Source organism: Isosphaeraceae bacterium EP7, from assembly GCA_038400315.1.
Lineage (GTDB): Bacteria > Planctomycetota > Planctomycetia > Isosphaerales > Isosphaeraceae > EP7.
Genome location: CP151667.1, coordinates 5,304,140 through 5,325,720, shown reverse-complemented (window position 1 = coordinate 5,325,720; position 21,581 = coordinate 5,304,140). Strand labels below are relative to the sequence as shown.

At 62.0% G+C, this 21,581-nt stretch carries 12 protein-coding genes, 2 tRNA genes and 1 pseudogene; 9 read left to right on the top strand and 6 right to left on the bottom strand.

Going from position 1 to position 21,581, the window contains the following annotated elements; all coding sequences use genetic code 11:
* Nucleotides 1–21 precede the first annotated feature (21 nt).
* Nucleotides 22–2,361 (bottom strand): hypothetical protein, encoded by a 2,340-nt coding sequence (locus EP7_RS20710; RefSeq protein ID WP_463524046.1) that lies wholly within the window; start codon nucleotides 2,359–2,361, stop codon nucleotides 22–24.
* A gap of 306 nt (nucleotides 2,362–2,667) precedes the next feature.
* Here EP7_RS20710 and EP7_RS20705 point away from each other — a divergent pair, with 306 nt between their 5' ends.
* From EP7_RS20705 to EP7_RS20695, 3 genes are all read left to right on the top strand, one after another.
* The gene (locus EP7_RS20705) at nucleotides 2,668–4,446 is read left to right on the top strand and encodes an ATP-binding cassette domain-containing protein (protein ID WP_463524045.1); all 1,779 of its coding nucleotides are present in this window, start codon (nucleotides 2,668–2,670) and stop codon (nucleotides 4,444–4,446) included.
* Between the two features lie 100 nt (nucleotides 4,447–4,546).
* Complete coding sequence (locus tag EP7_RS20700) at nucleotides 4,547–4,966, top strand: Dabb family protein (RefSeq protein ID WP_463524044.1); 420 nt, start codon at nucleotides 4,547–4,549, stop codon at nucleotides 4,964–4,966.
* A gap of 312 nt (nucleotides 4,967–5,278) precedes the next feature.
* On the top strand, nucleotides 5,279–6,472 hold the full coding sequence (locus EP7_RS20695; protein WP_463524043.1) for a cupin domain-containing protein: 1,194 nt from the start codon (nucleotides 5,279–5,281) through the stop codon (nucleotides 6,470–6,472).
* 11 nt (nucleotides 6,473–6,483) lie between these two features.
* On the opposite strand, the gene EP7_RS20690 is transcribed toward EP7_RS20695, so the two are convergent.
* Nucleotides 6,484–6,557, bottom strand: a tRNA-Arg gene (locus EP7_RS20690).
* A 137-nt stretch (nucleotides 6,558–6,694) separates the two neighbouring features.
* Nucleotides 6,695–7,429: a 5'/3'-nucleotidase SurE gene (gene surE / locus EP7_RS20685; protein WP_463524042.1), complete on the bottom strand. Its 735-nt coding sequence runs from the start codon at nucleotides 7,427–7,429 to the stop codon at nucleotides 6,695–6,697.
* A 107-nt stretch (nucleotides 7,430–7,536) separates the two neighbouring features.
* Here surE and EP7_RS20680 point away from each other — a divergent pair.
* The 5 genes from EP7_RS20680 (at nucleotide 7,537) to rsmH (ending at nucleotide 12,846) form a co-directional block, all read left to right on the top strand.
* Nucleotides 7,537–7,609: transfer RNA gene (locus EP7_RS20680), tRNA-Ala, on the top strand.
* Between the two features lie 331 nt (nucleotides 7,610–7,940).
* Nucleotides 7,941–9,068 (top strand): Gfo/Idh/MocA family protein, encoded by a 1,128-nt coding sequence (locus EP7_RS20675; RefSeq protein WP_463524041.1) that lies wholly within the window; start codon nucleotides 7,941–7,943, stop codon nucleotides 9,066–9,068.
* A gap of 36 nt (nucleotides 9,069–9,104) precedes the next feature.
* Nucleotides 9,105–10,217, top strand: coding sequence for a Gfo/Idh/MocA family protein (locus EP7_RS20670; protein ID WP_463524040.1), 1,113 nt, complete (start codon nucleotides 9,105–9,107; stop codon nucleotides 10,215–10,217).
* Between the two features lie 220 nt (nucleotides 10,218–10,437).
* Nucleotides 10,438–11,649 (top strand): 2,3-bisphosphoglycerate-independent phosphoglycerate mutase, encoded by a 1,212-nt coding sequence (locus EP7_RS20665; protein WP_463524039.1) that lies wholly within the window; start codon nucleotides 10,438–10,440, stop codon nucleotides 11,647–11,649.
* 114 nt (nucleotides 11,650–11,763) lie between these two features.
* Nucleotides 11,764–12,846, top strand: coding sequence for a 16S rRNA (cytosine(1402)-N(4))-methyltransferase RsmH (gene rsmH / locus EP7_RS20660; protein WP_463524038.1), 1,083 nt, complete (start codon nucleotides 11,764–11,766; stop codon nucleotides 12,844–12,846).
* A 440-nt stretch (nucleotides 12,847–13,286) separates the two neighbouring features.
* On the opposite strand, the gene EP7_RS20655 is transcribed toward rsmH, so the two are convergent.
* Both EP7_RS20655 and EP7_RS20650 read right to left on the bottom strand, forming a co-directional pair.
* Nucleotides 13,287–16,313, bottom strand: a complete 3,027-nt coding sequence (locus tag EP7_RS20655) for a GDSL-type esterase/lipase family protein (protein ID WP_463524037.1) — start codon at nucleotides 16,311–16,313, stop codon at nucleotides 13,287–13,289.
* Between the two features lie 367 nt (nucleotides 16,314–16,680).
* A pseudogene (locus EP7_RS20650) lies at nucleotides 16,681–16,905 on the bottom strand (CPCC family cysteine-rich protein); the annotation flags it as partial.
* Nucleotides 16,906–17,293: 388 nt separating this feature from the next.
* On the opposite strand from EP7_RS20650, the gene EP7_RS20645 reads away from it, so the two are divergent.
* Nucleotides 17,294–18,397, top strand: coding sequence for an IS701 family transposase (locus tag EP7_RS20645; RefSeq protein WP_463528447.1), 1,104 nt, complete (start codon nucleotides 17,294–17,296; stop codon nucleotides 18,395–18,397).
* A gap of 392 nt (nucleotides 18,398–18,789) precedes the next feature.
* Here the strand turns inward: EP7_RS20645 and EP7_RS20640 are convergent, their stop codons facing one another.
* Entirely contained in the window at nucleotides 18,790–20,454 is a 1,665-nt protein-coding gene (locus EP7_RS20640; protein ID WP_463524036.1) for a LamG-like jellyroll fold domain-containing protein, read from the bottom strand.
* Between the last annotated feature and the right edge of the window lie 1,127 nt (nucleotides 20,455–21,581).

Genomic DNA, 21,581 nt, shown 5'->3' with positions numbered 1-21,581 from the left:
TGGTGAAGTTGACCTGGCCACTCAGCGATTCGACCGGATCAACCAGACTTCCGTGACGTGGCAGCCTCGGCCGTTTCCCCCGCGGCCGGGCTGCGCCGACCACTTCAGGCGAAGTGTCCCGTCTTCGGTCAACTTCAATGGCAGCTCGAACTCAATCGGACCGACTGGGTCGGGCTTGGCCTGGATCGGGTGGATCGGAGTTCCCTCGGCCTCTAAGCCGATCGGGACCTTGGGCGAGTCGCCGGCATAGCTCACTCGCAGGCGATAGCTGGACTCGGGATCGAGCCCTTCATAGAGCATCTCCAGCGGCTGGTCGTACAAGCTCTGGGCGTTGCGGCACCAGGCGAGCGGCCCGTCGAGATGACGGGCGAACCCGACAACCGCCGAGTGGCGGAAATCGGGATCTGCCTCGAATCCCATGCCCCGCACCAGATGAGGCTGGCGGGTGAGTTCGCCCAAGTTGTCATAAAACCCACCCGGACCGGGATCGGTCCGGCGCACGATCGCGTCGATGGCTTTCAGGCGATCGCCTTCGTTGGCCATCTTGCCGATCTCGGCGAATTTCAATTCCAGCCATGGGCGTTCGTTCAAGGGCAGGTCGATCGTGTCCAGATGCGTGCCGCGCCCGAGGGCGATCGCCCCGTACCTTCCCACGCTCATCTGCAGGCCGATGCTCTGGAAGAGGGCCTCGGCCAGCTCGAAGACACGCCCGCGACGATCCGCCGAAGCAGAATTGGTCGCATCACTCCGCAATGCTTGCCGGGCCCCTTCGATCGCCAGGGTCGAACCGATTCGCTCCGCACGGCCCAGCCACATGTAGGCCTCTCGCTGAGTTGCCGTCTCGACGATGAGCCGGTCTCGCAACGCTGCGTCGTAATACGCCCGGTAGAGGGCTTGCTGGAATCGCCAGTTGCGCAGGAGGGCAGGTGAGGCAGCCCGCTCCATGTCCTGGAATCGATGGAGGGTGCGCTCGACCTCGGAATTCGTCGCCAGCGGCCCTTGCCAGTTTCGTTCCAGCGCGAGTAATCCATTCGCGAACGTGTCGGCGTACTGATGGCCCAGGAAATATCGGCCGTACTCACGCAGGATGGTGAGAACGGAGGCATCCGGGTCCCACCCCAGGCCGCTCCAGACGATCTTGTTCACGTCGTCATGGCAGCCTTCGGAGTACGTAAGGAACCCCATCGAGTCAGCCCGACAGGCGCGGAAAATGGCCGCCTGTCCCAGTGGGCGCGGATTGATGACTTCGCGGTCCTGCGTCAGGGCGAAGGCCACGTCCCAGTCGGGCACCGGGTACTGGCATTTCAGGGTGTGGGTGATGTCGGGATAGTTGCGGATCGGGTAACGCGAGGGGATCTGCTGGCGAAGTTCAGGAAGGCCTACGCGGACCTGTGGCCCGAATACGATTCCGTCGAGCCACTTCGGCTCCGCTCGAACCAGGGACAGGAACTCCTCGTGCCAGGTGGCGTCGAAGCTCTGGGGTGAAACCCACATCTGCAATTTCGGATGGAGTTTCCTCAGTGTGGCGGCCTGTTTCTCCAGCAGGTCCATCAGGAACTTCGGTCGGGTATGCCCCGGGTCACCTCCCGGCACGAAGACGGCGTCGACCCTGGGGAGCTTACCGAGCACGTCGGACCATTCTCGCAAGGCAAACGCGACCGTTGCGGGATCCGAATAGTCAGCGTCCATCGCCGGATACCAGACCCAGACGTCGAGCCCGTACTCATCCGCCAGCCGGGACATCTCGACCATCATGGCCATGGGCGGCCTGGGGAAGTGCGGGCTGTCAGCGTCGTCGTCGCTGCGGGGAGGGACCAGTTCGATCGCATTGCAGCCGAAAATCGCCATGTCTCGGATGTATCGTTCCCAGCGGTCGACATCCCAGGCGTCGTAAGAGTTCGTCTTCGGCCGGTATCCCAACTGGTGCCCGCGCAGCTTCGTTGCGGGGGCGCTGGCAATACGAAACGAACCCGGGACCACGACCTTCCCGCGATCGATCCTCAACTCACGAAGCAGTCGGCCCACGCCGAAAAGGACTCCTCGGGAGTCATTTCCGGCAATCAGGACACCGCCGGGCTCGACAGCAACGCGATATCCCTCGGCCCCCTTCGCCTCAGCAAGCTGACCCAGCCAGCCATCAAGCGTCGACGTGCCCGCAAGGTCATTCGCCTTACCGACGGCGATCACGGGCCGGCCGACCTTGAGGGGCCAAATGTCCAGGATCTCCCAGCGGAGCTGCGATCTCCGGGCGACCTCGTCGACGAGAAGATCGACCGCCTTACGCTCGGTCTTGCTCAACGAAGGCGGCCGGTAGACGATCGCGTTCGTCAGGTCAATCGCGGGCACCTCGGCCGCGGGCACCTCGGTCCTCGCGGGACCATTGAGGAGAAGACACGCCGAAAAAAACCAGGTCGACTGGCGAAGGAACCGCGTCTGCCATCCGGAAATCGCCGGCATGATCGACATCTCTCTTGAGGCGGTAGGGTGCCGCGATCGTCGCGGCTCGACGCGGGACTTCGACCCGCGGGAGCCGTCGAGGCTATCCCGACAGCGGAGCTTCCGCAATGTGCCGTCGTGTCGGGGTCGAAGCCGCACCCCGAATTCTGCTACCCTATGCGGTACTGGAACGAACGTGCACGCCGCGAGGTAGGGGAGAGGTTCGGCCTGATGTCCTTATTGAGTCTCCGCGAAGTCACCCTCTCCTTCGGCGGCCCCAAGCTGCTCGATCACGTCGACCTCCAGATCGCCCGGGGCGATCGTCTCTGCCTGCTCGGCCGCAATGGCGAGGGGAAGAGCACCCTCCTACGCCTGGTTGAGGGCGATCTGATCGCCGACGAAGGCGAGGTTCTACGCCAGTCCGGCCTCCGCGTTGCTCGCCTCCCGCAGCAGGTGCCCGAGGGCTTGAGCAAGTCGGTCGGCGAGGTCGTGGCCGAAGGCCTGCCAGAAGACGGCCACCCACGGCTCGCCGAGGACCACCGCGTCCAGACGATTCTCTCACGGATTGGGCTCGACCCCGACGTGGCGTTCGACTCGCTCTCCTCGGGAATGAAACGCCGGGCGCTGCTCGCCCGCTCGATTGCCGCCGAGCCCGATATCCTCCTGCTCGACGAGCCGACGAACCACCTGGACATCGACTCGATTGCCTGGCTGGAGAACTTCCTCCTCCGGTTTGACGGCACCCTCGTCTTCGTCACCCACGACCGAGCTTTCCTGTCGAGGCTGGCCACTCGGATCGTCGAGCTGGACCGCGGCAAGTTGTACGACTGGGCGTGCGACTACCCCACCTTCCTCGTTCGGCGCGAGGAAGTCCTCCACGCCGAGACCCGCCAGCAGGCCCTCTTCGACAAGCGGCTCGCCCAGGAAGAAGTCTGGATCCGCAAAGGGGTCGAGGCCCGCCGGACCCGCAACGAAGGGCGTGTCCGTGCCCTGAAGGCGATGCGCGACCAACGCCTCCAGCGCCGCGAGAAGCAGGGGATCGCCCGCGTCCAGGTTCAGGAGGCCGAGCGATCCGGCACGCTCGTCGTCGAGGCCAAGGACGTCGCCTTTCAGTATGGAAGTACGCCGATCGTGTCCGGCCTGACGACGACGCTGATGCGCGGCGATAAGGTCGGCATCATCGGGCCCAACGGCGCCGGCAAGACGACCCTACTGCGGCTCCTGCTGGGCCAGTTGGAGCCGACCTCGGGATCAATCCGCCAGGGGACGAAACTCGAGGTCGCCTACTTCGACCAGCTCAAAGCGACCCTCGACGATGAGGAGACCGTCCAGCGGAATGTCAGCGAATACGATTCGATCCTGATCAACGGCCAGCCCCGCCACATCATGGGCTATCTTCAGGATTTCCTCTTCAGCCCCGAACGCGCCAGGAGCCTGGTACGCACCCTCTCGGGCGGCGAGCGCACCCGTCTCCTGCTCGCCAAGCTTTTCACCAAGCCCTCCAACGTCCTTGTGCTGGACGAGCCGACCAATGATCTCGACGTCGAGACCCTGGAACTTCTCGAGTCGCTGATCGTCGACTATGACGGGACTGTGCTGATCGTCAGCCACGACCGCGCCTTCCTCGATGAGGTTGTCACGAGCACCCTTGCGTTCGAGCCCGGCGGAGAGGTCCGCGAGTACGACGGCGGCTATGAAGACTATCTCCGTCAGCGTGCCGCGACCATCCAGGAGGCGACCCCCGCAAAGAATGCCTCTTCACCGCGCGCAGAAAAAGGAAAGAGCAGAAAACTCGGCTACAAGGAAAAAGTCGAACTGGAAGCCTTCCCGGCCAAGATCGAGGCCATGGAAGCCGAATTGACGCGTCACCAGGGTCTGATGGGCGACCCGTCCTTCTATCGGAAGGATCGCGCCGAGATCGCCGAGACCACGGCGCAGCTGTCCAGGATCCAGGCCGACCTGGCGATTGCTTATGCGCGTTGGGAGAGGCTTGAGGGCATGGCCGATTGATGGTCGCCCGGATCGCTTGCGGCGGCCCCTTTGACCGTTCATGATGGCCAGCCGGATGTTGGCCTTCGGCCGCTCGGCTCGAATTTCGGAGGGTTGGATGATGCGTGCGATGACCCCGACTGTCTTCCTCGTCCTGCCCTTATTGCTCACGGTCGGCCTGGCTGTCGACGCCGGCGCGAGGCTGCTTCCCCGGGCGGACAATGTCCCCCTGGCCCACATGGTGTTCTTCACCTTGAAGGACCACAGCCAGGCTGCCCGAGATGCCTTCATCGCCTCGTGCCAGAAGAACTTGACCAACCATGAAGGGGTCACTTATTTCTCCGTCGGCACCTATGCTGATGACGTCGAAGAGGCGGGGGTCAGCGTCAAGGATTTCGACATCGCCCTGCACGTCGTCTTCGAGAATAAGGCGGCGAAAGCCCATTATCTCGAACATCCGCGTCATGACCGGTTCGTCGAGGAGAACAAGGCTTCTTTCGAGAAGGTTCGCGTTTTCGACTCCTATCTCGCCAAGCCTTGATCGAACATACCCCACGGATTACGACGCCGTACGATCGATTTAGGCCCGCTCTTCCGTTTCTCTCCTGGGTCCTATCCGCCGAATCTACGGTCCCGGTGTCGCCTCATCGCCGAATCTCCGCTGATTCGATCGTTGTCCAGGCGAATTGCTCCTGACAATCACCCTGGCGAGGATTCCAAACTTCGCCAGGGCGACCCTGGCCTCGGGTGATGTGGATGCGCGGGGATGCTGTTCATTTACCTCGGGGGTGGCCTCCGCGATCGAAGTCCGCCCATTCTCGTCTCTGGAGAGACCTCTCTAGGAGCAAGGTCGATGTCGGAAGTCTCGAGAAGGGGATTTTTCGGGACCGCGGCCGCGGCGAGCCTGCTGGCCGCCGTATCGAAGGCCGAGGCCGGTGACACCAGTTTCCAGAACAACGTGCCGGATGAGATCCTCGCCGGCAAAGAGCTGCCGACCTTCAAATTTGAGCTCGAGAAGTCCGAAGGGAAGGTGATCGGCGGATCCTCCGGCAAGGAGGCGACCGTCAAGCAACTCCCCATCTCCAAGGGCCTCGCCGGCGTCTCAATGCGCCTCGAGCCTGGCGCGATGCGCGAGATGCACTGGCACGCCACCGCCGCCGAGTGGGCCTTCGTCATCGAGGGCCGCGTGAGGACCACTGCGATCAGTCCCGAAGGGAACTCCGAGACGAACGAGTTCGAGCCTGGCGACGTCTGGTACTTCCCCCGTGGCCACGGCCATATGCTCCAGTGTCTTGGCGAAAAGCCCTGTCACTTCATCCTCATCTTCGACAACGGCTATTTCTCCGAGTTCGGCACATTCAGCATCACCGACTGGCTGGGACACGTCCCCAAGACGCTCCTGGCCAAGAACTTCGGGCTCCCGGAATCGGCCTTCGACGGCTTCCCGACGGATGAGGTTTACTTCGCGAGAGGTCCAATCCCCGACGAATCCACACCCCCCAACCTACAGGGGGCCATGGTCTCGCCGCCGGAGAGTCATAAATTCCAACTCCTCGCGCAGGAGCCGCACTCGGTCCACAAGGGAGGCCGTGAGTGGCGTCTCGGTCAGGACCGATTCCCGATCGCCAGGACGGTTACCGGCGTGATTCTCGACCTCGAGCCGGGCGGTCTCCGCGAGCTGCATTGGCACCCAAACGCCGATGAGTGGCAGTACGTCATCGAGGGCCACGTCTCGGTAACTCTGTTCGGCTCACACGGACGCTACCGCACCGAGACCCTCGACAAGGGCGACGTCGGCTACATCCCGCAGGGCTACGGCCACTCGATCGAGAATGTCGGGAGCAAGCCCTGCCGGGTGCTGATCGGCTTCAACACCGGTCACTATCAGGCCATCGACCTCTCGACGTGGATTGCGGGAAATCCTACGCAGGTCCTTTCGACGAACTTCAGCAAGCCGGAAACGCTCTTCGAACGTTTCCCGCACGAACGGGTCTTCATCGCCGACAAGGATGGCTCATCCTCGCAGCGACAGAAGTCCAAAGACTGACGGCTCGCAAGTGCACCCGGAGGGATTTGAACCCCCAACCCTCGGTTCCGAAGACCGGTACTCTATCCAATTGAGCTACGGGTGCCTGACGAGATCTACTTTACCTCAAACGATCCGACGATCAAGCCTCGGGCCGCTTGCGGCCCGCTTTCGAGCTAGATCGAATGGAACAAGCGGCCGCGAATTGTCCCCCGGCAGCCCGTTTTTCGATCGGATCGGAACTCAGTCCCTCGCTCCATCCCGGTCAGTTGTGTCCGGACCCGCCCCCAAAGCCAGGACGTTCGAGATCGCAATTCGTCCTCCGAAGCAAACATCCACGTCCAACCCGGGCCGCCTCTGCCTCGTGTGATAATCTCCACGATAGAACGCTTTTCCCTCGTCGATCAGATAATCCAGGGGTAGCGGGGATGGATCGGCCTCGCAGAAGACAATTTCGGGGATCGACTGTTCCGGATCGAGACTCGCGGGGTGCGGGAAATTGACGTTCCAGAAACTTCCAGGAGCAGGGGGCCGCGAGCGCAGCGTTTGCAGGACGAGAGCCGTCCAGCGCGACGCCTGTTCCCAGTCGACCGTCCGCCCTCGCACCAGATAATGAGAGAAGGCCACCCCCGGGATTCCGTGCAGGACTCCTTCACGCACGGCCGCAACGGTCCCCGAATGATGGATGTCGGCACCAAGATTCCCGCCCGAATTGATCCCTGAAAGGATCCATGTCACTCCCCGCGTCAGCCCATGGAGTGCCAGCCTGACACAATCCGCCGGAGTTCCATGGACTGCCGTCCGTCCATCGCCTCTCCCCTCGTATGCGATCGCCCCATGAGTCGTGACCACATGCCCGCACCCCGAGTATGCGGAGGCCGGCGCCACCACCGAGGCCGGCCCCAGCCCAAGGACGGCCGCTTCGAGTGCCGCCAGGCCCGGAGCATCGATCCCATCATCATTCGTCAGAAGGAACATGAATCCATCCCCATGCTAGCTCTCGGAGCAACTTCGCGGAATTTCGCTATCCTGGCCACAGGACGCTTGACACTGACACCCTGGAGCATTAAATTCTGTCCTCCACAGGGGGATTAGCTCAGCTGGGAGAGCGCTTGCATGGCATGCAAGAGGTCAGGGGTTCAAATCCCCTATCCTCCACTTATAAGTCTTCTGGAATTCTCCCACCGGGAATTCCATGGCTCTTAGGTCGGTGATCGATTCTTTTATCTGATTCAGTCTCTTGGTTCCTCTCTATATATTTATTTTATAAGCTAGATCTCCTTCGGCGGCAGCCTGTCGCGATCTAGAAGTCGAAATGAGCCGCAAAGCACGGCTTGGATTCGTGACTTTGATTGGCACTGGCAACTCTGTTCGAGTAGGATCGACGAGCTTAAGAAACCGGCCCCTTCCGCACGAGATTCGGAGCGCCCGAATCGGTGCTGAGGGAGACGACGTCGTCTGATCGATTGATCCAGGCAGATCTGCATCTATGAAAATTGCGATCATCGGCTGCGGGTTCGTGGCGGATTTCTATCTGCAGTCGCTACGCCTCTACCCGTCGTTAGAGCTGGAAGGGGTCTTCGATCGCGACCTCGCTCGAGGCCGGAGATTCGCGGCCTTTTACAGTGTCGGGCGGGTCTACACTTCGCTCGACGAAATTCTTGATGATCGGTCGATCGACCTCGTCCTGAATCTGACGAATCCACGCGATCATTATGCCATATCGAAGGCCTGCCTGACCTCAGGAAAGAGTGTTTATAGCGAGAAGCCGCTCGCGATGGAGTTCGATCAAGCCAGAGAACTTGTCGTTCTTGCCGAGAAGACCGGGGTGCAGATCGCGTGCGCGCCCGGGAGCATTCTGGGTGAGACGGCCCAGTCGATCTGGCACGCGCTTCGAGCGAACGTCGTCGGCAACGTCAGGCTCGTCTATGCCGAGATGGACGACGGGATGGTCTTCAAGGCCCCCTACCAGCACTGGAAGAGCAGCTCGGGAACTCCCTGGCCGTACAAGGACGAGTTCGAGGTGGGCTGTACTCTCGAGCACGCCGGCTACTACGTAAATTGGCTGACGGCATTTTTCGGGCCAGCCACTTCGGTCACGGCCTTCTCGTCTTGTCTCTACCCCGATAAGACACCGGGAGAGCCTCTCGATCAGCTCTCGCCGGATTTTTCCGTTGCGTGCATCCGGTTTGCATCCGGGACCGTGGCCCGACTGACGTGCAGCCTGATTGCTCCCGAGGACCAGAGGTTGCGGTTCTTCGGCGACGAGGGAATCCTCTCCACCAAACACGCCTGGAATTATCGCGAGCCCGTTCGGGTAAGCAAGTTGATCCGCATCCGCCGCAAGCTTCTCGTCTCACCATTCGGGCGAAAATATCCGCTCGTCCGACTGAGTGGGATCCCGGCGCCGATCCGAAAGGCGCACCCCATGGAGTTCAGTCGCGCCCCGGCGTTGATGGCTGCGGCAATCGAGGCAAAGCAGCCTAGCCCAATTCCGATGGATTATTGCTTGCACAACAATGAGATCGCCCTGGCGATCCATCACGCCCTCGAACTCAGCGACACAGTACGTCTCACCACCTCGTTCGAGCCCCTGCAGCCTCTTCCGCTGGCCTGAGCACGACGGTTCCTCACACAGATGCGATGACCGACCATGCCCAAACAAAAAATCCGCTGGGGAATTTTGGCGACCGGCCGCGTTGCGCAGCAGTTCGCCCGCGGCCTGTCAGTCCTCCCGGACGCCGAGCTGATGGCCGTCGGTTCCCGCAACCTGTCCTCCGCAAAGTTGTTCGCGGACGCATACGGGATCCCCAAAGTTCACGGCAGCTACGAGGCGCTGGCAGCCGATCCCGAAGTCGACATCATCTACGTCGCGACCCCGCACATCCGGCATGCACGAGACTGCCGGCTTGTCCTGGAAGCCGGAAAGCCCGTCCTGTGCGAGAAGCCGTTCGCGGTGAGCGCGATCGAGGCCGGGTCGGTCATCGCCCTGGCCCGCTCCAAGGGCCTTTTCTGCATGGAAGCAATGTGGATGCGGTTCATGCCTCTCATCGCCGAGGTGAAGGCTTTGATCTCTGACGGAGCCATCGGCCGCCCGGAGTTGCTGACGGCCGACTTCGGCTACGCCGCAGCTTACGACCCGAAGGACCGCCTGTTCGACCGCTCGCTCGCGGGCGGGTGCTTGCTGGATCGCGGAATCTATCCACTCTCGCTGGCCTATCAGCTTTTCGGCAATCCCTCCTCCGTAAGCGGCCAAGCGACGATGACGGCCGGCGGAGTGGATCGGAGCGTGGGGATCGTTCTGAAATACGCTGACGGGCCCCTCGCGGTCCTCACTTCGACCCTCATCGCCATGACTTCTAACGAGGCGGTGATCACCGGGGCGACCGGAGAGATACGCATCCACGCCCCTTTCTATCACCCCACCCGCTTGACGATCACCGTCCGCAAGCCGGCGACGCCGACCCCTACTGAGCTTCCCGCCGCACTGTCGACCAAGCAAAAGCTCCTCCTCGCGGTCAAGGAAAGTGCCTTGGGGCAGCGTCTCCTAGCTTCAAGAGGGCGTGGTGGGAAAAGCCGGACGATTTTCCGGCCGGATAACGGCAACGGATACCACCACGAGGCGGCCGAGGCGATGCGTTGCCTGCGGGAAGGCATAACGGAGAGCGATCGCATGCCACTGGGCGATACGCTTGGCGTCCTGAAGCTGATGGATACCCTGCGCCGTGACTGGAATTTGAGCTACCCGGGCGAAGTACACGAGTGACAGGTGCGGTCGTCGTCTGGGGTGCCAACTCAGGTTCAGGAGAACCATCGGCTCTCAAGAGGTGTGAATCGCAGGCCCAGTGCATTGGAGGCGAAAGAGAAGTCTCCATCGATCATCTGGATCGATGAAACCCGCACCTAGAAAGCTCGGTTGACCGGCGCTAAGGCAGCCGTGAGAATACGAGCCAACGACGGACCCGACGCTTTACGAGCCCTTGCCCATGTCGATGCACGACCTGATCCGCCAGCTTCGAGAGTCTAACGGAAGTAAAATCGTCATGCTCGTGGCCGATGGCCTGGGCGGGCTTCCGATCGAAGCGGGCGGGAAAACCGAGTTGGAAGCGGCCCGGACCCCGAACCTGGACGCCCTGGCAGCCGAGGGGACCGTCGGCCTGAGCACCCCTGTGGCGCCTGGGATTACCCCCGGCTCCGGCCCGGGCCATCTGGGACTCTTCGGCTACGATCCCCTCACGAATAATATCGGCCGCGGGGTGCTTGAGGCGTTGGGCATCGGTGTCGAGGTCGGCCCACGCGACGTGGCGATCCGCGGCAACTTCTGCACGATCGACGCCGAAGGCCGGGTCACGGACCGACGGGCCGGTCGCATTCCGACCGAGGTCTGCGAACAACTCGTTGCCAAGCTTCGAGCCGGTGTGGCGATCGAGGGCGTTGAGGTCCTGGTCGAACCGGTGAGGGAATATCGCCTGGTCGTCCGTTTCCGCGCCGATGGCCTGTCGGACAATGTTGCGGATACTGACCCGCTGACTGCAGGCTTGCAGACCCTGGAGCCGCTGGCCGGCGATAAGGCCTCGGAAAAGACGGCTGCGATCGCCGCGGAATTCCTCAGGCAGGCCAAGGAAATTTTGAAGGACGAGCACCCGGCGAACTTCCTGATGCTCCGCGGTTTCGCCACCTTCCCCAAGATCGAGACAATGGAGGCCGTTTACGGCCTGAAGTCGGTGGCGATCGCTGTCTATCCGATGTATCGAGGCCTGGCGCGACTCGTGGGCATGACGGTCGTCGAACCGGGCAAGACACTGGCCGACCAATTCGAGGTGGCGCGAGAGAATTGGGAGAAGTATGACTTCTTCTTCATCCACTACAAGTATACCGACAGCACCGGTGAAGACGGCGACTTCGCCCGCAAGGTCGCGATGATCGAGGCACTCGACGCGGAAATCCCGCAACTCCGGGCCCTCAACCCCGACGTCTTGATCGTGACTGGAGACCACTCGACCCCAAGCCGGATGAAGTCGCACAGCTTCCACCCGGTTCCGACCCTCCTCTGGGCACCCGAGAGGGTCCGGCCGGATTTCGTCACCACGTTCGGCGAGCGGCCTTGCCTGCAGGGAGGCTTGGGCCAATTTCTCGCAAAGGACCTGATTCCCTTGGCCTTGGCGCATGCCGGTCGACTCCAGAAATTCGGCGCCTGACAAGCTCGAACGCTTGTGCAGAACGGTCCATGCCGCCTCCATTTGCTCGGCGAAAAGGGGGCGGTTCGACCCATCAAGGCGGAACTCGCCTGAACGCACTTGAGGCCTGCCCGGATGACGGACTCCGACTCGAGCAAACCCGGACGTCGGCCTCGCTATTCGGGCAAAAATCCCAGGCAGTTCCACGAAAAATACAAAGAGCTTCGACCGGAACTTTACACCGATGAAGCGGCAAAGGTCCTCGCGAGGGGCAGGACGCCCGCCGGGACCCACCGGCCCATCCTTGTTCGAGAGATCATGGAAGTGCTCTCGCCGAGGCCCGGAGAAACGGCGGTTGACTGCACCCTGGGTTACGGTGGGCACTCTCAGGAATTGCTTGCCGCAGTCCAGCCCAACGGGCGGCTGATTGCAATCGACATCGATCCGATCGAGCTGCCCGTGACCGAAGCTAGACTACGAGGCCTTGGGTTCCCGGAAGATTCACTCGTCGTCAGGCGGACGAATTATGCCGGAATCGCCCAGGTGCTTGCGGCCGAAGCGCCCGCCGGAGTCGACGTCATTCTGGCCGATCTCGGCCTCTCCTCGATGCAAATCGACGACCCCGGACGAGGCTTCACGTTCAAGTCCGAAGGTCCGCTCGACATGAGGATGAATCCCAGACAAGGCAAGCCTGCTTCCGAGCGGCTTGCTGAGTGGGGAATCGTCGAATTGGCCAGCCTTCTCGTCGAGAACGCGGACGAAACCCAGCCCCACGAAGTTGCAGGCGCGATTCTGCGTGCCCAAGGGCGAGCACCTCTGACAACGACGCAATCATTGGCTGCGGCCGTGCGTAACGCATTCCGAGGTCGAGACCTCCTTCCTGGAGCAGCTGCGGATGAAGCCGTCCGTCGCGCGTTCCAGGCAATTAGGATTGCCGTCAACGACGAGTTTGGTTCGCTGGATGCGTTCCTTCGTGTTCTTCCATCCTGCCTGCGCCCTGGTGGACGAATCGCCATCCTGACCTTCCACTCGGGCGAGGATCGTCGGGTCAAGTTGGCGTTCAAGCGGGGGTTCGAAAATGGGATCTATGGGGCGGTTTCGAAGACAGTAGTACGCGCAGCAGCCGATGAGCGGCGTTCTAACCCTCGGTCCACATCCGCTAAGCTACGATTCGCAAGTCGTGGCCCTTCTTCGGTCAATCTCGTTGAAAGCTCCTGACGACCAACGACTGCGAAGTTCCAAAAATGGGACTACCAGTCGCCTCCGCGCATCCGCAGAGCGGTGACCGGCCTTTGCTCGATCGCTACAACAAAAAGGCTCGATCCTGCGGGAACTCGGCTCGAAGGAGTGGAGGCGAGCCTCGATCTCGATGATCGTTCCGTCCCACCTATCGAGAACCTCACGAGCGGTGTTCGGGTCGGTGTCTCGACTTCTCTCCTGATTGGGTAGGACTAAGCGACACGTCCTACCTCGTGCGGTCCACCTTGATGTCCTCATCGCTGGTCTCTACGAAACCGTCATGGCCGACTGCGACGCAGGCATGTCCACCTAGCAGGTCGCGACGACTTCGAGCGCCCGCCGGAGACAGTTGAGGGAGAACGGGCTTCGGCCGTTCATACTCGAAGGAGGTCAGTGGTCCGTGTCTCTTGGCGGTCGATTCATTCACGCCGCCACGGATGGCGTCGGATCCAGTCGCGAAAAACTTCTTCTGCGGCTCGATTCTCGTCGGGGCGACGATCGATCAGGGTCAGGTCCTGAGCTTTGACTAGTTTGCGTATGAGCGAGTCTCGACCATCTCCCTGGTTCGGATCGGGCTCCAAGAGCGTGGGGTGGACGACCACGCAATCCCAGCCACCAGCACCGAAGTTCAAGGATGAGTTCATAATCCAGGAGTGACCATGAATGAAGGATTCAAGGGAGTCAGCCTTCGCCGTTCGTGGCAAGGCGATGACAACTAAGTCGGGTGCCATCGGTCGAACCCGCTCCCGGGCATCTTGCTCCAACTCCCTCAGGCTCTTCCCGTCGATCGGCCAGCGTGTCACATCCACTCGGGCGCCGGGTACCTCGGACTGAATTGCACGTCCGATCCATTCGTCGATCGGCGGCATGGCCAAGACCTTGATCACCTCGCCACGCGCGAGTCGTTCAGCCGTTTGGGGTAAAGCCGGCTCGGGCGGTGGGACGTCCGAAAGGTCGATCGGACGCCCGGTGATCGTCCGAGACAGTGATTCGGCGACCCGCTTGTGGCCTTCCATATTCGGATGGATCTCATCACTCAGCAAGAGCCGCCACGAAGCCGGATCGCGATCCTTTAGGGCCTCCAGATCTGCATAAACGTCGCAGACGGGAAGCCCCAGACGTCGGCCCTCTTCGCGCATCGCGTCGCAGTAAACTCGCAAGCGTTCGGTCGGCCGGTCGGAGGTACTGATCACGTTATTCGGTGTGGAGAACATTACCTCGGCACCGGCCGCCCGGCATTTCGCCACGATCTCGCCTAGGTTTTTGCGGTATTCGTCGAGTGGCACGCGCGTCATGTCGTTCAGTCCGAACATGACTGTGACCAGGGTTGGCTTGTGGTCCAGGACGTCGGGGCCGATGCGTGCCAGGGCGTCGCGAGTGGTGTTACCGCTGATGCCGGCGTTGATCGTGGAGACATCGACTCGGGGATAAGTCCTCCGCAGCGCAATCGCGAGCATATCGGTATAAGAGCGGCGAGAACCGGTGTGGTAATAAACCCCGGTCACGCTGTCTCCGAAGCAAACGACGCGGACGGGCCCGCCAGATTCCAGGGTGTCCATCGTCTTCGGAAGGGTCGGCCCCCACAATGAATCGTCCCAGGCGACCCGGGCCGTAAACACCGCGCCCTTAGCCCCTCGGCTGCGTTCCTTGTCGTTCCAGATCCCCTCCGCCACCGTCACCCAAGCTTCGCGAGCGGTGATGGCTGCAGCTCCGAAATTTCCCAGCTCGGCGCCCCGCTCCGGGACGAGCACCTTCTCGGTTGAGCGGATCACGCACAACCGATCGGGATCAACCTGGGCAATGAAGAGGGGAGCGCGATGGCGCACGATGTGGTCGTTGTTTGCCCCGCGGCGAGTATAGACGAGGAACAACGTCTTGCCGTGGGCTAGCCAATGCTGCTGCGTGTTGTAGCTCCCAAGATCCTCGCCGTCATCGAAACTCCAGGGCTTCACGGGGCGGTAGTGCAGGCCGTCGCCGCTCGCCGAGACGTACCCTTTCCGGTCATTGCGGATCGTCAGGAAATAGCGGCTGCCGGAACGGATGAGCGACGGCTCGTAGAGCCCACGCTCCACGTTCAGGCCCAGCACGTCGCCATGTTCGCGGTAGGTTAGCTTATCGCCGTCGAAGGTGCACCGAACTGCAGTGACACTGAACGGGGCGTCGGCCGATCGGGTGATGTAGAACGGCAGCAGGACAGATCCATCGGCCTCGACGACGAACTGGGCGCAGGCGCTGTGAGCGAAATTGAACGATTCGTCAGCTGGCATTTCGATCCGCCGCCAGCCTGTCCATCTCCCCGTTTTCGGGTCGAACACTGCATAGGCCGTCTGGTGGGCACGGGGTTGATCGTCGAGTTGCTCGCCTCTTTCGCTATAACGGACCTGTGCACCCACGGCGATGACCTTCCCCGAGCTGGGATGGAACATGGGAGTTACGTCGGCCACAGCGAGATCGACTCCCCCCGGTTGTCGGACCCAATCCAGTTCTGCGACAGGCCGCGGTCCGGTCCAGGTCCGCCCCATGTCGGCGCTGTCCAGGACACTCAGGCCGGAGTAGTGGTCAGATGTGCTCAAGTGCTTCTGGAGAGTAATCAGGACATCGGGATCGGCGTCGCCGTTGGCCTTCGGTACGGCGGTCGCTCTGGGGTGGTACCACAGGAACTGGCCGTCGTCGTGCGTAAGCACGGTCTCGAGGGTCGTCTTGAAGTTAACGGGCCGAGGAGCGGGACGGAATGCGTCGCGGAGTGCGGGCAGCAGGGCCTTGGCGATCTCCCGGTGACCCTTTGGGTTAGGATGGCAACCATCGGTCGTCCATTCGCCCAGAGACTGGCCTTTTGAGTTCGCGACGTTCCAGTGGGCGAAATGGTCAACCAGTGGGATCTGACACTCGATTGCGACTTCGCGGCACGCCTTCATGTATGGTATGAGCCGGACGTTGGGGTTCTCTCCGAGACCGTTAACGGGGGCGTCGTCGGCCCAGCGCGGCTCTGTCATGAGAACCGGCTCGATTCCATGGAGGAGCAGGAACGCGACGATCGCTTTCAGATTCGACTTGTATTCCTGCACTGAGATCCGGCTCGCGCTCGCGCCTTGGTCAACGTAGCTGTCGTTCGTCCCATACATGACGGTGACGACCCTAGGCCGGTGTTCCGCGACGATGTTTAATCGCTTCAGTGCCTGGTCAGTTCGCTCGCCGCCCACGCCGAGGTTGACGATCTCGGTGTCGATCCCGTCAGCCTTCAAGGCGCGTTCAGCGAGAGCGGCGAACGTCTCTTCGGGGCCAACGCCGGATCGCACGCCCTTCGTGATGGAATCTCCGAGGGTGATCACGCGGACAAGCGAAGCTCCGGGATCAGGCGGCTTCCGCTTCAAGTCTTCTCCGCGCGCCGCGATCCCCAGAATCGAGAGGACGTTCACCATCCCGAGTACGATGAGCGATTTTTTCATGGAAATCGTCCTTTCTTCTGAATCGAATCAATCACTGCGGTTCTGGGGATGAGTCCAGGACTTTTGACATTCGTAGTCGGGACGTGATTTCGCCGGTCTATTGCTGGTCGAGCGCTCCGCCGTGGCGTCCCGATCGAGTCTCCCCCACAACTCCCGAGCGATGTTAGCCAAGTGGGCATCAATTTCCCGCTTCGACCTGGTGTTGGGCCGATCTCTCAACTTCAAGCAATTTACGAAAATTAATGTGTTAATTCGCTTGCTGTCCTCCGCGAATAGCTCAAATTGGCCCAGGTCCGGCGTGCACGCTCGTGAGTCGAGAAGCGAGTTACCGAGCCGACGTTCGCGACGCCCCCGGCTACGTAAGGGGCTATTCCGCCTGGAGCGGCTTGCGAGCGTACCGAGACCGCTGCTCTGGCGTCGCCACGTGAATGAGCATCTCTCGGTCGCACGCCCCGAATGAGACGAAGTTGGCGTGGCCTTGGCGCAGGGTCATCTTGTTGCAGAGCGAACGCTCTTCCAAGCGGTCGCTAACGAAGGCGTCGCCCTCCCAGAAGCAGACCGGGTGGATCAGACTCATGCCGCGTTCCGGGAGCGTGACGCAGCCAGCAGGGGCATTGCTCGCGCGGCGTCGGGTCCTTGGGAGCGTACCATCGCACGGACAGGCACCTCATCAGCATCGAGTAGACGGGGTCAGGCCCGATCGGGTCGATTGCGGTTACCACACCAGCCTAACTCCCCGAACGGAGCCGGCCCTCGATTACATCTTCGCACCAGCTTCCCGTCCCGTGCCAGTGGTCCTCGTGGCTCGCCGCCGCCCTCGACCCCCGCTCCGCCCCTCGGCTCGCCCTGCTGTTCCTCCGCGCCGTCCTGGCCCGGGGCCGGCGCACCGTTACGACCTGGGTCAGGGCGGGCAAACGTAGCGATCGGTTTCAGTCCTGATACATCGCCGTCAACGCCGGTAAGCGAACCGATCGCATTGCCTGGCGTCTTCTGACCAAGGTGGTCACCCCGCTGTTGGCCGGGCCGAGCGTCTGACGCTGGCCCTGGACGACACCCCGACGAAGAGATACGGGCCATACGTCCATAGGTCCGGCATCCACCAAAACCTGGCACCCGGCCCATCCGGCTCGCCTTATGTCGATGGGCACGTCTTCGCCGTCCTCGGCCTGCTCGTCGCCCACGGGACCTGGGGCACGATCGCCCTGCCGCTGCTGGCCCGGCCGTACCTCCGCAAGAAAGACCTACCGGCCATGGACCCGAAGCATCGGCCGGCCTTCCGCACCAACCTGGAGTTGGCCGTCGAGCTGATCCGTTGGGCCAAGCCCTGGCTCGGCCTGCTCGGCAAGCCGATCTGGGTGGTGGCCTACGGGGCATATGCCAAGCGGGACCTCCTCAAGCCGGCGGCGGCCCTGGTGATGACCGTCGTTAGTCGTCTTCGCAAGGACGCAGTCCTGCGGAACTTGCCCGGCTCCAAGCCGGCGGGGAAGCGAGGCTGGCTACGAACCTACGGAGAGGGCAAGATTGACCTGGCCAAGCGGGGTGGCCAGCGGCGCGACTGGTCGTCCGACACGTCCGACCTGTACGGCGATAAGGAGATCAAGACGTACAAGACGTTCCAGGCGACCTGGAGGCCGGCCGACGGCGTGTTCCGGGTGGTGCTAGTGGACGAGCCGACCGGCTGGCGGGCGTACTTCTGCACCGATCCCACGGAGACCGTGGCCGACATCCTGGGCATGGCGACCGATTGGCTCAGCCTGGAGATCACCTTCCGCGAGTGCAAGCAGGTCGTGGGAGCGGGCCAGCAGCAGGTGCGGTTCATCTGGGCGAATATCGGGTCGTTCCACCTCTGCCTGTGGACGTTCACGATGACCGAGGCATGGGCTTGGGGCCGCAAGGACAAGGAGTTGGTGGACCGATCGGCCTCGCCATGGGACAGTTCGGCGCGTCGCCCGAGCCACTCGGATAAGCGGAGGGCCTGCCGCGGTGAATTGCTGGGCGAAGAGATTCGTGCGTTTCTACACCCGGGGACTACCGAGGCCGAAATGCGGGCGACCGGCAAAAGGCTGCTTAGCTTGGCCGCGTGACATGCACAATCTCCCTGAAAGTGCAGCTGAAGAGGCAGCGGCCTAATGTCCCTGGCCTGACCCCGTAGGATTGGCCGAAGTACGGCGCGATACCAACCACGATCATTAATGTGCTGCCAACTTTGACGATTAATTCGCTGGCCGTCTCGAAGTGATCCGTCGATCGCCGGGAGGGATCAGAGGCTACTATGCCGATCACGTACCTGCGGGCGTTGTAATCGAGGACGCTCCGCTATGCGAAACGATCCGGTTCTATTCCGGTCCACCGGACTGCGCGGCGGGGACCATGCCGAACAGCCCGAGGATCGAAATCAGCTAGGTTAGTCCGGCTGAAGGCCCAGTTCGTGAACATTCGAATTATTGACGATTCGATGCCCTTAATATCTCGCCCGTCATGGCAGCGTCGTCACGTCACCCCGTTTCGCCAGGGCTGCGATCTCAGCTGCCGAGATTGCCCGGTTATACACGCGCAGGTCGCTCAGGCTGCCTCGGAAATAATCGTGCATTCCGAAACCGATTCGCATCGGAGATTGATTGGTCAGATCCAGGGGTGGTCCCTGCAAGGACGATGACGCGACTTGTGTTCCGTCGACGTAAAGTGAGAGCCTCCCTCCCTGGCGAACGGCGGAGAGGTGCTTCCAGCCAGGTTCGAGCGCACGGTCGAGTGTCAGACTCTGGCCGACCTCCAGAGCGTGGACACGCCCAGATGGGAGTGTTCCGCAAAAGAGGCGGCCGTCGAAGATCGCCATCGACCATGCCCGGCGGTAGCTCGCGTCGGGGGTCAGGTCGAGCCGGCCTGTCTTGGTCCAGCGGGTGTCGTCGTCGAGCCGATAGACCTCCGCGAGCGGGAGCGTGCCTCCATAAAGTTTACCGTTGTGGACGGCCATTCCCATGACTTCTAACTCCTCACCCAATCGGCCGGCTGAGATCCAGCGTTCACCTCGATCGAGCCGGAATACTCGCCCGTTAGGCCAGGTCCCGACATAGAGTTCACCCGCGAAAACCTCGAACGAATACGTCTGACCGGAGGTTTCCAGGGCGGGGAAGGATTTCCAGGTCTTGCCGTCAAATCGGCTGACGGAGCAGGTATCGTAAGACCCCGCGTAAAGATGTCCATTATAGACTCCGAGGGCGACGACCCGGCGACCGTCGTCGGGCAGGGGACTTCTCTGCCACTTGTCGCCCCCCTGATAACGAAAGAATCCGGCCGGCTTGTACAGGGACGAGGCGTAGAGCTCGCCGCGGAAGACCACCATACCGCCCACGGCTTCTGTGTCGGGCAGCCGGCCGCAGTCGGCCCAGTTTCCATCGCCGTCGTAGCGGGCGATCTTGCCGCCTAGATTCGCGTTCGTCGACTCGGGCAAGGCAGAACCCGCAAGGCGGTAACGACCTGTGCCGGCGTAGAGCTTGCCGCCGTGAGCAGCGAGTGAGGTGACGGCATTGCTGCTGTCGGGGCGACCGCAGTCGACCCACCTCGACCCGCCGTCGTATCGGTAGACGTGTCCCGCCTCGCCCGGACCGACCTCACAGGTTCCCACGAACAGCTTCCCGTCGTGGACCGCCATTGCTATGACGTAGACGGCATTGCCGGGCCGCCCGCGGTCGGTCCAGACGGGCTCGGTGCCGCTGTCGATGCCGAGATGGACATTGCGGTCGTTGGCCTGACTGTTCGTCGATCCGGCTCCGCTTTTAATGCACCAGTTCAGCCCGCGTCGGGCGACGGGGTCGTATTTGCTCACCAAATCGCCCAGGACATCATCGAGCGATTCTTCTGTTTGCACCCAGGTGGCGAGTGTGAAGTCGCTTTTGCCGAGGTTCAGCGAGGGATTCGCAGGGACTTCGAGATAGGACGACTTCCCATCGAACCTCGCCGCGCCGCGAGGGGATCCATCGGGGCCGGGCGAGGTCAGGTCGACCGAGAAGGCCCGTCCGTGGTTGCCATGTCCCGAGGTGTCATTTGTATCGCCGGAGAAATTCCAGTGAGCAATCAGGCCGCGGTCCTCTGCTAAGGCGGGCACACCAACGAAAAGTAGCGACAGCAGTAGTTTCCAGCGCATGAGGACCTCCAGCGGATCTAGGAAAGTTCGTCTCGTGCCCGACGCCCCGTCACACGTCCGGTTTCGTGACTCGCGGCCAAGGCAGGCGGCTAGTTGATTCGAAACCCTTCGTGAGCCGAGGAGAGGGTAACCCGGACGGGTTGGGTTATCGAGCAACTTGCTGCTGTTGGGACATCCTGGACCAGGGCACCCCGTCTTGCCACATCAGGGAGTAGAATCCGTCGAGGAACCTCCACCTGGACCTGTCAGCTGATCGCATCGCTTCGAGACCCACGAAGAATTCCCCGACGATGCCGAAATCCGACGTCCTGCTTCCCACACCCAGATGATCGAGTAGGTCCCAAATCTGGCTCGTCCGATGGCGGTCCAAAGGCCTGACCTCCTGGTGATTGTCCATGAGGGTACAGGCTTGCTTGACTACGACCTGCGACGTCGCCGCGTTCCTCACAACGTGCCTCATTGCCGTCGCGGCCGGGCTCTCCCGTTCACCTAGCTTTGATCGCACCACCCAATTCGGGCGGACTCCTGCCAGGATGCTCTCGATTCCCCAGCCGTCGGTGATCACCAGGTTCGATCAGCCAAGGAGCGGACGTTGGATCGACGATACTCGCCCCTGGACCCCGCGGCTCCGAGGTGCTAAACAATAGTTTGCCTCGTGTCATCCGGGCTCAGCTTCCGGAGTTCCTGGGGTGAGTTCAATCGACCGGATTGCCTCATGTCGGTTGGCATTAAGTAGCCGCAGTCACGGCAGACTAACGAAACCCTGCCTAAAACCCACCACGACTCCCTCCGTTCGCCTCGCCGTACGCCTCGCTTACTCCAGAGACCTTCGGTTTCGAATGATCTGAGGCGCCGCCAATGCTCCAACCAGTCCTTCGTTGGCTCATCTCAGTCGCGACATTCCTGACCTTCGCCCAGGCAGGACTTGGACGTTCGGCGATCGCCGACGGGTCCTCGCCCCTCCTGACCATCGTCTTTCCACCCGGGGGAAGGGTCGGCACCTCGGTCGATGTGCAGGTGAGCGGCACAGGCCTCGAAGGGCTTTCGACGCTGCTTTGCGACGAGCCGCGCATCAAGGCGATGAAACGTGGCGAATCGCGATTCACAATTGAGATCCCGGCCGACAT